Below are 13,147 nucleotides of genomic sequence, written 5' to 3' on the forward strand. Positions count from 1 at the left end.
GGGCTTGACGCAGATCAATGCGGACCCGCCACTTGAGATTTAGATCCTCATCATCATATTCCAATCTCGGAATGTATATCAGGAGGGAAAACCCAATGCCCTGTATCGCCCACAGCATTGCCCCGGCGCTTGTCGCGCTCATGTTGGCGTTTGCACCGATGGCCGGCCATGCCGCACCGCTCGACCTGCAAGACCCGGTCGCGGCCGACAGCCTGCCCGACAAGAAGCTCACCGACCCCGGCCTTTACATCACGGCGGCCGAGTCGGGACGCGTCCTGTCCGAACACGACAACGTCGCCCTGCTCGACGTCCGCTCGCCGTCCGAGACGATGCTCGTCGGCTATCCGACCCCGACCGCCGCGAATATCCCGTTCAAGATCGTCGACCCCGAACTGGGGTTCAACGCCAAGAAAGGCGTTTACAAGATGATAAACCATCCGGATTTCGTGCAAGAGGTGACGGCATGGCTGGCCAGTGATGCCGCACAAGGCATCGACACGCTGGTGGTCATGTGCCGCTCGGGCTCGCGCAGTGCCGATGCTGTCAACGCGCTGACCGAGGCGGGCGTCGACGTGACGCTTTACAGTATGGTCGACGGCTTTGAAGGCGACAAGAACGACGCGGGCGTGCGCGACGTCAATGGCTGGCGCAACGCCGGTCTGCCCTGGACCTACAAGATCCGCGAAGGCCTGTGGCCCGGCCACCACTGAGGCTTGCGGCGGGCCGGGCCTTGCGGCATCACCGGGGGCATGGCTCGCCTCATCCTTTTCAACAAGCCGTTCGGTGTGCTGTCACAGTTCACCGATACCGGCAATGCCGACAGCCCCCGCGCGACGCTGTCTGATCATGTCGACGTGCCGGGTGTCTACCCGGCCGGCCGGCTGGATCGCGACAGCGAGGGGCTGTTGCTGCTGACCGATGATGGTCGCCTGCAGGCGCGTATCGCCCAGCCCCGCCACCACACCGAAAAGACCTATCTCGCGCAGGTCGAGGGGGTGCCGGACGCCGCCGCCCTCGACGCGCTGCGCGGCGGTGTCACGCTCAAGGACGGGGCGACACGGCCCGCGCGCGTGCGGCGCATCGATCCGCCCGACCTTTGGCCCCGTGACCCGCCGGTGCGGTTCCGCAAATCCGTGCCGGATTGCTGGCTGGAACTGGTCCTGTCCGAGGGCCGCAACCGGCAGGTGCGGCGCATGACGGCGCATGTCGGGCACCCGACCCTGCGGCTGGTGCGGTGGCGGATCGGCGACTGGTCTCTTGATGGCTTGGCCCCCGGCACATGGCGCGACGCGACACCCTAGCGGCCCTGCGCCTGCCGCTGGGGTGTGGGGCGTGCGCGTGGGCGCGTGTCCGGCAATTGCTTGCAATAGTGCTGCGCGCGTAACCACTTTTGCATGTCGCGCCGTTTCGAGCTGCTGTGCAGCGGCCCCCAATCGGCGGCCACGCCGCGCATGCCGGCAGACACGACGCCGTCGCGCGACACGGTATGGGCCATGATGCGGATCGCACAGGACAGGTTGGACGGCCCGTGGCGTAGCGCCTCGCCGCTTTTTGCCCGGCAATCATAGCCGCGCGCCGTGGCCGGCGCGATCTGCAACAGGCCGAAATATCGCCCGCCCCCGCCGACGGCCTGGGCGCGATAGGTGCTTTCATGCTTGGCCAGCGTCGACAGGAACCCGACCCAGAAGGCGCGTCGACCCTGCTGACCGGCCTGCGTATAGCCGGGACACCACGCCGCGATATCGGTCGGCACATCCGACACGAGCGGCGCGCCATGCGCCCTGAGCGCCGAAAGCGCGCTGCGGGTCCATAGCGCAGCCTTGTCGCGGTGCGACCAGCGCACGGGCGGCAGCCCACCGTCCCGCATGACGGGTGACACGGTTTGTTCGCTGTCCTGCACATCCTTGCCGTGACCATCGGTGGGCAGGACGATCACAAGCAGAAAGACCAATATCCATTTCATCAGATGACTTTGCCGGACCGCATCGGCTTTGGCAATCCGGTTCGACGTGCTCGCGCCCGGCCCGCCAGCAGGGTCCGGCGCCAGGGCCGTCCGATCGTGTCGCGCGGCACCGCCTCATCCCGCGCTGCGCAGGGTCGATCCCGGCCGACGGTCGGGGTCATGGATCACGTGACACCCGCGCCCGGCGGCCTTTGCGGAATACAGCGCCTGATCGGCATCCGCCATCATCCGCGCGATATCGGGACATTTGTAAAACCGGCTGAGCGTCGTCCCGATACTGGCCGAGATCAGGCACCTTTGCCCGGATCGCAGTATAGGGTCCTGCAACCGCGTGATCAGCCGCGTGGCGATGTCGCTCAACGCCTCCGGTGCATCGGGTCCGACCAAGACCAGAACGAACTCGTCACCACCGACCCTGGCGATCAGGTCGCCCTCTCGCACCACCGTCAACATGCGCCGCGCCGCCACCTGCAACACGTGATCGCCGGTCGCATGGCCGTGCGTGTCATTGACTTGCTTGAAATAATCCAGGTCAAGATGCATCAGCGCAAAGGCCTGACCGCCCTCTCGCTGACGTTCCAGCAGATGATCGAGCGCGCGCCGGTTCCTCAGCCCAGTGAGCGTGTCGGTGAAGGCCTGTTCCTCGGCCGCGATCCGCGCAGTTTCAAGCCTCAGGTTGAGGCTGCGCGATTCTTCCATCGCCGCCGATTTCGCCTCGATCAGGTAAAGCATCTCGGTCGTCAGGTCGGTCGGGGCGAAATCGAGGCCCGTCAGGCCGAACTCGCGCACCGCGTCGGCCACGGAAATGCCGAAAGAAAGATTGACGAGTGCCCCGTCACCGCCCTGCACCGGAAATGGTGCAAGCACGCCCTTCAAGGCATGTCGCGGCCCGGTCCGCAGCCGTAATCGCAAACGCTGCCCCGCAAGGCCGCGCAGATCGGCCATGCCCTGCGTCATGTTCGGGCGGGACATCTCGAATAGTTCCAGAAACCGCGCGCCGACCGGCGCGGGGTCACGGACGACCTTGCACAGGGTCGGACCGGCCTGCACCACGTGCCCGGTGGGGCCCAGCACGACATGCATCGGGCACAGCGTATCCAGCATGTGCCACACCGCATCGTCGCATGTCCCGCCGGTCATCCCGCCTGCCTTCCGGCCCCCAGATCAAAGGCCCGGCCGCTGGCGAACCCCTCGTCCAGCAGTTGCACCTCGATCAGTTCCCGCGTGGCGCTCGCCCCCCGATGATCCAGCACCACCAACGCGCCATAATCGTCGGCCATCGCCCGCAGTATGCCCATCATCACGTGGCCGAATCGCAGGCCGCCAGGCGCGAGCAGGCCCACCTCCAACCGGTAGAGGCCCGCCCCGTGCGCATGAAGCGTCAGCGACGGCAGATCAAGTTCGGCCAACGCCAGACGCGCCCGCTCCGGCAGATCCTCGAGGGAATGCAGGAAATCCACGAAATCCACACCACTGAACCGCAGCAGCCGGCGGATTGCCTCAACCTCGCGGTGCGACACCAGATAGGTGCCGATATCCTCGAGCAGGTCATCGTGCCCGCGATCCAGCCGCGCGCCAAGCACCGCCAGCAGCCGCGCCGTCACCTCGGGATCGTACCGCATCATCGGCTCGAAACTGTCATAGCCGAGATCGAGCCGCCCGATCACGTCGTGCCAGACCTCGTCACCGTAACTGTCGCAAACGAATCGCTCGATGGCGCGGTTCATCAACCCGTGCATGCCCTTTCTCCCACTCGATTGCGCCGCAGCATGGCAGCCAAGCCTTAAGAATCGCTGAACCCGATCAGGCCCATATCCCGGCCGCTTGTCTTGGATCCATAGGACCGCTAACCTCTGCAAACCAGCTGGGGTGCACCGTTCCGGGGCTCAGAGGGTGTCGTGCCAACCCACCGAACCCGATCCGGCGCGCAACGGCGTAGGGAACGGGGCCGCGCAGATGGCGCGCCCGTCTCACTTGTGCCGCCAGTACCGCCTGATGAAAGGCCGCTCCATGCGTCCAGATCCGCCTGCGCTGACGCTCGATGGCACTGCCCGGATTGGCGGGCGGCACATCTTCGGGCCTTTGCGCCTGACGGTGGCCGCCGGGCGCATCACCTGTCTTCTAGGCCCTTCGGGCGTCGGCAAGACCACGCTGCTGCGGCTTTTGGCCGGTGTCGACGAGGTCACCGATTTCACCGGCATGAGCGCGGCGTCGGACGGGCGGCCGCTGGCCGGGCGCATGGCGCTGATGGCACAGGGCGACCTGCTGATGCCGTGGCTCGACGTGCTGGGCAATGTCACGCTCGGCGCGCGGCTGCGTGGCGAGCGGCGCGACCGGAGGCGCGCGATGACCATGCTGGGCCGCGTCGGGCTGACGGATCACGCGCACAAGCGCCCGCATGCCCTGTCGGGCGGGCAGAAACAGCGCGTGGCACTTGCCCGCACGCTGATGGAGGATCGGCCGGTGATCCTGCTGGATGAGCCGTTCTCTGCGCTGGATGCGCGCACACGCACGCAAATGCAGGATCTCGCGGCAGCACACCTTGCAAACCGCACCGTGCTGATGGTCACGCACGACCCCGCCGAGGCCGCCCGCATGGGCCACGCCATCCACATCCTGACCGAGACGGGGCTGGAGGATGTGACGCCGCCCCCCGGCGCGGTGCCGCGCCCCGTGGACGATCCCGACACGCTGACCGCGCAGGGCCGGTTGCTGTCCCGCCTACGTGCGCCCGTAGGTCAGGCGTAGTCGATGCGCGCCACCGATCACCTGAAATCGCCATGCGCCGCCGACTGGCGGGCGGGCAGCGTGGTCCCGGGCCGGGTGCCGGCCCGTCATCGGCAGGACCGCCCATGTCGCGACAGGTTCGAGGGCATGGTGGCGCCTCTGCACGATCACCCGGGCCCAGTGTGGCCCACGCTGTCGGACGCGGATCGACGCACCGTCGCGGCCGATTTCACGGAAACCGCGCGGACAGAGCGCGCCACGGCCCTCGCGGGCCATTGCGCGCCATGAACCGGCAGGTGAACCGCCTTGTCACCATCCTTGCCACGACCGCGCTGGCGCTGGCGCTCTGGCAGGCGTTGGTGACGCTGGCCGCGCTGCCCCCCTTCATCCTGCCGGGACCGGCCCGCGTCGCCGAGACGCTGTGGTCCAGCCGCGCGTTGATTGTCGGGCATGCGGGCATCACCATCGCCGAGGTCCTGATCGGGCTGGCGCTTGGGGCGATCCTTGGGGGAATATCGGCCATCGGACTGGCCGCCTCGCCGGTGGCACGTCGCCTGCTGCGCCCGATGATCGTGTTCTCGCAGGCGATCCCGGTCTTCGCCCTCGCCCCGCTACTGACGCTGTGGCTGGGCTACGGTCTGTGGTCGAAAATCGCCATGGCACTGCTGATCATCTATTTCCCGGTGACCTCTGCGTTCTTCGACGCTCTGATGCGCACGCCGCAGCACTGGCTGGACCTAGGGCGGATCATGGGCGCGAACGCTGCGCGGCTGATGTGGCATATTCGCGTGCCCGCCGCGCTGCCGGGCTTTGCCACCGGGCTGCGGCTGGCGGCGGTCTATGCGCCGATCGGCGCAATCATCGGCGAATGGGTGGGGGCATCGAAAGGCCTTGGCTACCTGATGCTGCTGGCCAATGGCCGCGCGAAGATCGACCTGATGTTCGCCGCATTGATCGTGCTGGCGATCTTCACCCTTGTCCTGCACATGGGCGTGGACCGCGGCTGCCGCCGCTGGCTGGACGGGACGCCGGCGGGCTGAAACGGCGGCTTTGTTCATCGTGGTGTCGTAAGGATCGGGCTGCAAACCATTTGTCCATTTGCGCGATGTCGGGGTGACGCGTGTCCATGGGCAGCAATCCGCGCGGACACCTCACGCGATGACACGGGCGATCACGGTTCGGCCTCGTGGAACATTTGTCCCACATGCCTGACACATTCATTTTTATCAATTCGTTGACACGAGCGGCGCGAATTCTGCGGTCCGCGTTTCGCCGGGCAATGGCCCGAAAAGCAGAATAATACGGAGACTATCGATGAAAATCTTGCTTTCCACCGTCGCGGTAGCAGCGGCGATTCCCATTGCGGCGCAGGCTGCGACACTGGATGCCGAGGCGGTCGCCTCCGGCACAGTCGCGATTGCGCTTGATGAGTTCAACGCCATCGGGACCGCCCACACCGAGGGACCCGCCTACGTTGGGGGCAACTTGAACAGTTCCACCGCGTTCTACGCCAATTCAGACTCGATGCCCGAGGTGGACATTGGTGGCGTCACGGGTGGCTTGATCGTCGGCGGTGATGTCAACGCCGACCTCCAGAAAACGGGCCAGACACCGGGGTCGGTCGAAATCGGGGGGTCATTTAACGGAAACCCCAATACGGGTGGATACGTCGTGAACGAAGGCGTGTCCGGCATCCCAGTCCAGGACATGAAGACAACCTTCGAGGACGTCTCAACGACCGCCTCGGCCTTGTCCGATACCGCAGGCGCGTCGTTTGACACCAGCCTGAACTTCAAGAGCTTCACGAGCGGGAGCGGTGGCGGCGACAACATCGCCTATCTCAACCTGTCATTCTCGGACGCGACCGACATGTTCGCCGGAAACCAAGGGCAGATCGGGCTTGACTTCGACACATCGCTCGATTCGTTCATCATCAATGTTGCGGGCACCGACTTCACCGGGTCGAATGCCATAAGCGCGAGTATCTTCCAGAACTACAAATCCGAGTCTGAAAAAGTGCTGTTCAACTTCTACGAGGCGACGGACATCGTCATGGACGGTAACCTGAACGGCAGCATTCTGGCCCCCGGCGCAGCCATAGACAGCCCGACCGGCGGCATGAACGGAACGCTTATCTCTCTCAATATCAATCAGCAGGGCGAGATCCGCCCCTATGACGACCAACGCGGCTTCGGCGGCGCCCTTCTCGCCACGACGACCATGGCACCGGTCCCGCTGCCTGCGGGCGGGTGGCTGCTGCTTTCAGCCTTCGGTGGGCTGGTTGGCCTGCGCCGGCGGCGTAACGTCAGCTGATCCGATCAAATCCAGCGTCTCTTGCGGCACCCTTCGGGGTGCCGTTTTCATGCGGCGTAGACGTGACCCTGTCACCATGTGGGACCCTTGGTTCTTCACGGCTGTCCAGCCTGACCGACCCTTGGGCCCATTGCGGAAAACCGCAGGTCTTCCGATCATGCAGATGCAGCATGTCAAAGAGATGCTCTGCCCGCGCCACATTGCATCTGACGACAAAGACACCGTCAGTCGGAACATCGGCGTTCGACACCGCACTGGTCAGGTCGCGCGTGCAAGCCGTCTTCGGCCTGTATGCCAAAGGTAGATCGCAAGGCTGCCCACCACGATCACACCGCCCGCCAGCATCATCGGTGTCGGCGTCTCGCCCACCCCCAGCCACACCCAAAGCGGGCCCAGAACCGTCTCGAGCAGCAATAGCAGGCTGACATTGGACGCATGGGTGTAGCGCGATGCAAGCGACAGCGAAAAGAACGACACCGGCAGGATCACCAGCCCGCAGACCGCGATTGCCCAGACCGTGCCGTCGGCCATTTGTGTCGGTCCGGTGACCACGACGCCGGTGACACCCGCCAAGGCCCCACCCAGCCCGATCAGCAAGGCGATCGGCAGATCGGGCCGTGCGCGCAGGATCACGAAATTGAGCGCCAGCACCATCGCCACACCCAGCCCGGCCAGCGCCCCCAGAAGCGCATCCGACGTCAGCGCCACCGCCCCGCGGCCACCAAAGACCGCCAAAGCGATGCCGCAGAGCACCGCCAGGATGGTGACCCAGGTGGCGCGGCGCGTCGGCTCTCCGATGATGATCCGCGCGAACAGGGCCGCGAAAACCGGCACGGTCGCGACCGCAAGCAGCATCACCGCCACCGGCGCATGCGCGATCCCCAGGCTGAACAGCGTCGCGTTGACATACTGGCAGGCGAGGATGGCCAGCCCGAACCCGGTGCCCAGCAGTGCCAGATCGCGCCCGCGATCCCGCGCCAGCACCGCCCAGAGCGTGACCATCACTGCCCCCATCATGAGCCCGCGCCAGCCGACCATCTGATAGCCGCCCATGCCCGATAGCCGCATGAACAGCGCATCCGGCGTCAGAACGAGCGCGCCGAGGGTCGCAAGACCAAGACCGAACAGCGGATGGCGCGTCATGCGTCCAGCCAGTCGGGAACATGCCCGATATCGGCAAGCACCACATCGGCCAGCGGGGCGAGATCGCCCCGTGCCGCGGTGCCTGTCAGCACGCCCACGCATGTCATCCCCGCCGCACGGCCCGCGATCAGGTCATGCGCGCTGTCGCCCACCATGACCACGCGCGCCGGGTCGATCCTCATCGCCCGCGCAAAAGCCAGAAGCGGCCCCGGCGCGGGTTTGGCCCCGTGCCCCGAATCAAAGCCGGCGATGAAATCGAGACGGTCCAGCACGCCGACCGTGCCCAGATGCGCCCGCGCGCCCGCTTCGGTGTCGTTCGTCACGACCCCGAGCCGCAATCCCCGCGCCGCCAACCCGTCGAGATACGGCACGAGCGGCACGGCGGGGACAAGCGGCGCGCTCGCCGCGCATCTGGTCATGTGGGTCTCGATCTCTGCGACCGCCCGCCCCGGCAGGACGGCGGCAAAGCATTCGGCGGCCTCGCGATTGGTGCCCGCCACGATCGGGCTGGACGGCAGAAAGCGCAGCGCGTCCAGATCGTAATGTGCCGCATCGGCCAACCGGGTCATGAGCTGCGCATCGCCGCCTGCAAGATCGGCGATCATGCGCTGTGCCCAGACACTCCAGGTGGCGTGGAAATCGAAAAGCGTGCCGTCCTTGTCGAACAGCACGGCGTCCGCCCGGCTCATGTCCAGTTCACCTGCGCACCGCCCGGCAGGGCCGCGCGCGCCCTCATCGGCATGTCGAAGGCCAGGCCCTGCCCCTCGCAGAACGCCACCACCCAGGCATCGTCCATCATCAGGAAATCCAGAACCGAGCCGAGAAACTCCGGCTCTGTGGCGCGGGCGCGCAGATCGGCTTCCGACGCGCCCGTCGCGCCAAGAAAGACCGGCAAAAGCTCTTCATTCGCCGCCAGCCAGCCCAATGCCTGCAGGGCGATCGTTTCGGCGGAATCTTGCTGCATATTCACCCTGACAAACTGATCGAAAGACTTTCTTAACCACTCCCATGGATAGTTAATCGAACATAAAGGGCAAGTCGGAAAGGCGTCACGCCCATGTCAGGGAAAATTTTGATCGTCGACGAACTCGCCACCAACAGGATCGTCCTGAAGGTGAAGCTGTCCGCGACACCGTACGAAATGCTGCAAGCCGCCAGCGCGTCTGAGGCGCTTCGCCTTGCGGCCAGAGAGCGGCCCGATCTCATCCTGTCGAGCAGCCGCCTGTCGGGGCACAACGTCGGCGGCTTCATCGCGGCGCTGCGACGCATCGACGGGATCGCCACGACCCCGATCCTGATGTTGCAGACCGGCAATTCGCGCGCGGAACGCGAGGAGGCACTGCGCGCCGGGGTGGACGACATTCTCGCCAAGCCGGTCACGGAAGCCCTGCTGCTTGCGCGGCTGCGCAACCTGTTGCGTCAACGTCACAACGATCACGAGCTGGCCCTGCAGGCCCCGATCGACCCGCATGGCGCAGGCTTCGCCGATGCGCAGGCCACCTTCACGCCCCCCGGCCGGATCGCCATCATCGGGACAAGCCGTGCCGACGCGCTCAGTCTGCGGGGGCTGCTGGCCGCGCAAAGCCATCACCACTATGACGCGCTGACCAGCGAGGCCCGCCCCCCGACCCGGCCTGCCGATATCTACATGCTCAGGATCGGCATGGCCCAGGCCGAGGACGGGCTGCGCCTGCTGGCCGATCTCAAGGCGGCACGTCCCACCCGCGACTGCCCGGTGATCGCCCTTCTCGACGCCGAGGCCGGTCCGCTGGCCGTCACGCTGCTCGACATGGGGGCGGATGACGTGCTCACCGGCACCCTCGACAGCCAGGAGATCCTGCTGCGCCTCGACAACCACCTCGGCCGCAAACGCCGCAACGAGGGCATGCGCGCGCATCTGCTGTCGGGTCTTCAGGCCGCCTGCATCGATCCGCTCACCGGCACCTACAACCGGCGGCACGCGCTGCCGTTCCTGCACCGCCAGATCGCGCTGGCGCGCGGCGCGGGCACGGATCTCGCCGTCATGCTCGCCGATTTCGACCTTTTCAAGCGGGTCAACGACACTTACGGCCACGCGGCGGGCGACGCGGTGCTGCGTACCATCAGCGACAGGCTGCGCAGCCATCTGCGCGGGGACGACATGCTTGCAAGGATCGGCGGTGAGGAGTTCCTGATCGTGCTGCCGGACACCCCCCGCGACCGCGCGCAGAAGGTCGCGCAGCGCCTGTGCAACATGGTCCGCGAGACCGGCGTCGCGGTGCCCGGCACGGCCACGCCCGTGCGCATCACAATCTCGATCGGCGTGACCATCGCCAGCCCCGCGCAGGGCCTCTCCCCCCCTGCGGTCGAGGATCTGCTCGAAGAGGCGGACAGCGCGCTCTATCTCGCCAAGGCGCAGGGCCGCAACCAGGCCAGATTTGGCGCACGGTCCGCCGCCTGACGCCGCCGGCATTCGCACCGCTGCTATCGCTCGCAACAGTTTGACCCTGCCACGTAGCGACCGGCATTTCCTTTTTGCCGCATCCGCTTTACCTGTCGGCGCGAAAACGGGCCAACCATGGGGGCAAGGGCAGATGACACGGACCATGATCGGGGTGATCGGCGGCTCGGGACTGTACGAGATCGACGGGCTGCAGGAGGCGCGGTGGCAAGAGGTCGAAACGCCCTGGGGGGCGCCCTCCGACGCGATCCTGACCGGCACGCTGGACGACGTGCCGATGGCCTTCCTGCCGCGGCACGGGCGCGGCCACGTGCATGCCCCCTCGACCGTGCCTTACCGCGCCAATATCGACGCGCTCAAGCGACTGGGGGTGACCGACGTGATCTCGGTGTCGGCCTGCGGGTCGTTCCGCGAGGACCGCGCGCCGGGCGATTTCGTGCTGGTGGACCAGTTCATCGACCGCACCATAGCGCGCGAGAAATCCTTTTTCGGGTCGGGTTGCGTCGGCCATGTCAGCGTGGCGCACCCCACCTGCCCGCGCCTGTCAGAGGCCTGCGGGACCGCCGCCGGGGCCGCCGGGATCACCGTGCATCATGGCGGCACGTACCTTGCGATGGAGGGTCCGCAATTCTCGACGCTGGCCGAATCGCGGATGTATCGCGAGGTCTGGGGCTGCGACGTGATCGGCATGACCGGCATGCCCGAGGCCAAGCTCGCCCGCGAGGCCGAGCTGTGCTATGCCTGCGTCGCGATGATCACCGATTACGACAGCTGGCACCCCCAGCACGGCGAGGTCGATATCGGCGACATCATCGCCACCCTCACCGGCAATGCCGACAATGGCCGCGACCTGGTCCGCCGCCTGCCCGCGCTGCTGGGGGCCGACCGCGCGCCCTGCCCGCATGGCTGCGACCGGGCGCTCGACTTCGCGCTGCTGACCGCGCCGGAGAAACGCGACCCGGATCTCGTGGCGCGGCTCGACGCGGTGGCGGGGCGTGTGCTCGGCTAACCCTTGCGCCCGCGCGCATCCTGCGCTTAAACCACGTGACCCCGACGGAGCCATCCCATGCCAGACACCAGATCCGTCAAGGATTACATCCGCACCATCGTCGATTTCCCGCATGAGGGGATCCTCTTTCGCGACGTGACCACGCTGTTCGCCGATCCGCGCGGCTTTCGCATCGCCATCGACCAGATGCTGCACCCCTATGCCGGACTGCCCATCGACAAGGTCGCCGGGCTGGAGGCGCGCGGGTTCATCCTGGGCGGCGCGATCGCGCACCAGTTGTCAGTGGGCTTCGTGCCGATCCGCAAGAAGGGCAAGCTGCCCGGCGCCGTCATCGCCGAGGAATACCAGCTCGAATACGGGCAGGCGGTGGTCGAGATGCACCACGACGCCGTCGCGCCGGGCGAGCGTGTGCTGCTTGTCGATGACCTGCTGGCGACCGGCGGCACGGCGGCGGCCGGCATCCGCCTGCTGGAACGTATGGGGGCCGAGATCACCGGCTGCGCCTTCATCATCGACCTGCCAGAGCTTGGCGGCCACAAGCGCCTGACCGATCTGGGCATGGACGTGCACACGCTCTGCGCCTACGAGGGCGCGTAACGCGGGATAGGCGTCGCGCAGGGGACAGCCCAACCGCCGGGCCGGGCATCAAGCCGCCCAAGCCACGCGCGGGTCGGGCCGTGATGCGGCGATCCGGGCGGTCAGGCTGTGCCCTTTATGTCGGCCAAACCCGCAAAACCCGGATGCTTCGCGCAGCGACAGCCAAATCCCCGCGCCGAACACCCCGCCCCGCCCCAAGCCGCGAGAGCGCCGGGCCGCGGTGCGGCGATCCATCGGTCGCGCTATGCGCTTTATGGCTGCCAAATCCGTAAAACCCGGATGCGTTGCACAGGTGGCAGCCAAATCGCCGTGCCGGGGGGGCGGCCCGGCGATCGCGCGGCGCCTTCGGCGCGTTTCGCGCAAAATGGATCGGCAACTTCGAACACTCAAAATGTCTTCAATTGAAGTTATACTCTTCAAATTTGCAAAACAATTGCGACAATATATGTCGCATAAATACTTCTAACCTTCTTTATCCTGCCTTAGCCATTGCGAAACTCTAGGGTGCGGATGTTGTGAATGCCTTTCATGTACTTTTAAGAGAAACATCCAACGAACAAGCCCCCTCTGCTGGAGAGTCGAAAAGGGGACGAATGCGGTTATTATATACAAAGTGGAAAAAGCCAAAAGAGCACCCGAGCCAACGACTAAACTATTGGAAAGCGGAGCGATCTGATATGAACCGTAGATGGTGAACGCGATTTTCGATATAGAAATCAAACTGGTCAAAACAGGAATTAAGATCGCAATTATTATTACTGAAAATATAATTGATCTAGCCCGCACCATAAATCTTGAAGGCTTAAGGAACGTGTCGAACATTGGTGGCGCAGTAAAGTCATCTATTTCAACACCTTTCAAGAATACAAGCATTTCATCCCGCATTCCCCAAGTAGTCCGCTGATTTCGCTGTCCTGAGCTTGGTATTTCGTATATAAATCATGGTGTTGATAGC

General features: G+C 65.5%; 16 protein-coding genes. 10 read left to right on the plus strand and 6 right to left on the minus strand.

All coding sequences use genetic code 11. The annotated features are described in order from the left end of the window. Nucleotides 1-95: 95 nt before the first annotated feature. Both ACROSR_RS01790 and ACROSR_RS01795 read left to right on the plus strand, forming a co-directional pair. Nucleotides 96-710, plus strand: coding sequence for a rhodanese-like domain-containing protein (locus ACROSR_RS01790; protein WP_432682035.1), 615 nt, complete (start codon nucleotides 96-98; stop codon nucleotides 708-710). Nucleotides 711-749: 39 nt separating this feature from the next. Then, on the plus strand, nucleotides 750-1,301 hold the full coding sequence (locus tag ACROSR_RS01795) for a pseudouridine synthase (RefSeq protein ID WP_432682036.1): 552 nt from the start codon (nucleotides 750-752) through the stop codon (nucleotides 1,299-1,301). Here ACROSR_RS01795 and ACROSR_RS01800 read toward each other — a convergent pair. From ACROSR_RS01800 to ACROSR_RS01810, 3 genes are all read right to left on the minus strand, one after another. Then, nucleotides 1,298-1,963, minus strand: a complete 666-nt coding sequence (locus ACROSR_RS01800) for a transglycosylase SLT domain-containing protein (protein ID WP_432682037.1) — start codon at nucleotides 1,961-1,963, stop codon at nucleotides 1,298-1,300. The genes ACROSR_RS01795 and ACROSR_RS01800 overlap by 4 nt on opposite strands. 114 nt (nucleotides 1,964-2,077) lie before the next feature. Further along, on the minus strand, nucleotides 2,078-3,103 hold the full coding sequence (locus tag ACROSR_RS01805) for a GGDEF domain-containing protein (RefSeq protein ID WP_432682038.1): 1,026 nt from the start codon (nucleotides 3,101-3,103) through the stop codon (nucleotides 2,078-2,080). Further along, nucleotides 3,100-3,702, minus strand: coding sequence for a heme NO-binding domain-containing protein (locus ACROSR_RS01810; protein WP_432682039.1), 603 nt, complete (start codon nucleotides 3,700-3,702; stop codon nucleotides 3,100-3,102). Before ACROSR_RS01810 ends, ACROSR_RS01805 begins: the two co-directional genes overlap by 4 nt. A gap of 271 nt (nucleotides 3,703-3,973) precedes the next feature. Here ACROSR_RS01810 and ACROSR_RS01815 point away from each other — a divergent pair, with 271 nt between their 5' ends. The 4 genes from ACROSR_RS01815 (at nucleotide 3,974) to ACROSR_RS01830 (ending at nucleotide 7,003) form a co-directional block, all read left to right on the plus strand. Continuing rightward, entirely contained in the window at nucleotides 3,974-4,711 is a 738-nt protein-coding gene (locus ACROSR_RS01815) for an ABC transporter ATP-binding protein (protein WP_432682040.1), read from the plus strand. A gap of 3 nt (nucleotides 4,712-4,714) precedes the next feature. Beyond that, nucleotides 4,715-4,978, plus strand: coding sequence for a hypothetical protein (locus ACROSR_RS01820; RefSeq protein ID WP_432682041.1), 264 nt, complete (start codon nucleotides 4,715-4,717; stop codon nucleotides 4,976-4,978). 8 nt (nucleotides 4,979-4,986) lie between these two features. Continuing rightward, nucleotides 4,987-5,730 carry an ABC transporter permease gene (locus ACROSR_RS01825; protein ID WP_432682042.1) on the plus strand — a complete coding sequence of 248 codons (744 nt, stop codon included), beginning with the start codon at nucleotides 4,987-4,989 and terminating at the stop codon, nucleotides 5,728-5,730. A gap of 274 nt (nucleotides 5,731-6,004) precedes the next feature. Then, nucleotides 6,005-7,003, plus strand: coding sequence for a collagen-binding domain-containing protein (locus ACROSR_RS01830; protein WP_432682043.1), 999 nt, complete (start codon nucleotides 6,005-6,007; stop codon nucleotides 7,001-7,003). 258 nt (nucleotides 7,004-7,261) lie between these two features. On the opposite strand, the gene ACROSR_RS01835 is transcribed toward ACROSR_RS01830, so the two are convergent. The 3 genes from ACROSR_RS01835 to ACROSR_RS01845 are packed head-to-tail and all read right to left on the minus strand — an operon-like array spanning nucleotide 7,262 to nucleotide 9,110. Beyond that, a complete protein-coding gene (locus tag ACROSR_RS01835; protein WP_432682044.1) occupies nucleotides 7,262-8,146 on the minus strand; it encodes a DMT family transporter in 885 nt (294 codons plus the stop codon). After that, nucleotides 8,143-8,835: an HAD family hydrolase gene (locus ACROSR_RS01840; RefSeq protein ID WP_432682045.1), complete on the minus strand. Its 693-nt coding sequence runs from the start codon at nucleotides 8,833-8,835 to the stop codon at nucleotides 8,143-8,145. Before ACROSR_RS01840 ends, ACROSR_RS01835 begins: the two co-directional genes overlap by 4 nt. Next, on the minus strand, nucleotides 8,832-9,110 hold the full coding sequence (locus tag ACROSR_RS01845) for a DUF3572 domain-containing protein (protein WP_432682046.1): 279 nt from the start codon (nucleotides 9,108-9,110) through the stop codon (nucleotides 8,832-8,834). Before ACROSR_RS01845 ends, ACROSR_RS01840 begins: the two co-directional genes overlap by 4 nt. A gap of 93 nt (nucleotides 9,111-9,203) precedes the next feature. On the opposite strand from ACROSR_RS01845, the gene ACROSR_RS01850 reads away from it, so the two are divergent. From ACROSR_RS01850 to ACROSR_RS01865, 4 genes are all read left to right on the plus strand, one after another. Beyond that, nucleotides 9,204-10,586, plus strand: coding sequence for a diguanylate cyclase (locus ACROSR_RS01850; RefSeq protein ID WP_432682047.1), 1,383 nt, complete (start codon nucleotides 9,204-9,206; stop codon nucleotides 10,584-10,586). Nucleotides 10,587-10,719: 133 nt separating this feature from the next. After that, the gene (locus ACROSR_RS01855; protein ID WP_432682048.1) at nucleotides 10,720-11,595 is read left to right on the plus strand and encodes an S-methyl-5'-thioadenosine phosphorylase; all 876 of its coding nucleotides are present in this window, start codon (nucleotides 10,720-10,722) and stop codon (nucleotides 11,593-11,595) included. A gap of 57 nt (nucleotides 11,596-11,652) precedes the next feature. Next, on the plus strand, nucleotides 11,653-12,192 hold the full coding sequence (locus ACROSR_RS01860; protein ID WP_432682050.1) for an adenine phosphoribosyltransferase: 540 nt from the start codon (nucleotides 11,653-11,655) through the stop codon (nucleotides 12,190-12,192). 688 nt (nucleotides 12,193-12,880) lie between these two features. Then, nucleotides 12,881-13,096, plus strand: coding sequence for a hypothetical protein (locus tag ACROSR_RS01865; protein ID WP_432682051.1), 216 nt, complete (start codon nucleotides 12,881-12,883; stop codon nucleotides 13,094-13,096). Nucleotides 13,097-13,147: the final 51 nt, after the last annotated feature.

The sequence above is a fragment of the Roseovarius tibetensis genome, assembly GCF_050896375.1.
Taxonomy (GTDB): Bacteria; Pseudomonadota; Alphaproteobacteria; order Rhodobacterales; family Rhodobacteraceae; genus Roseovarius; species Roseovarius tibetensis.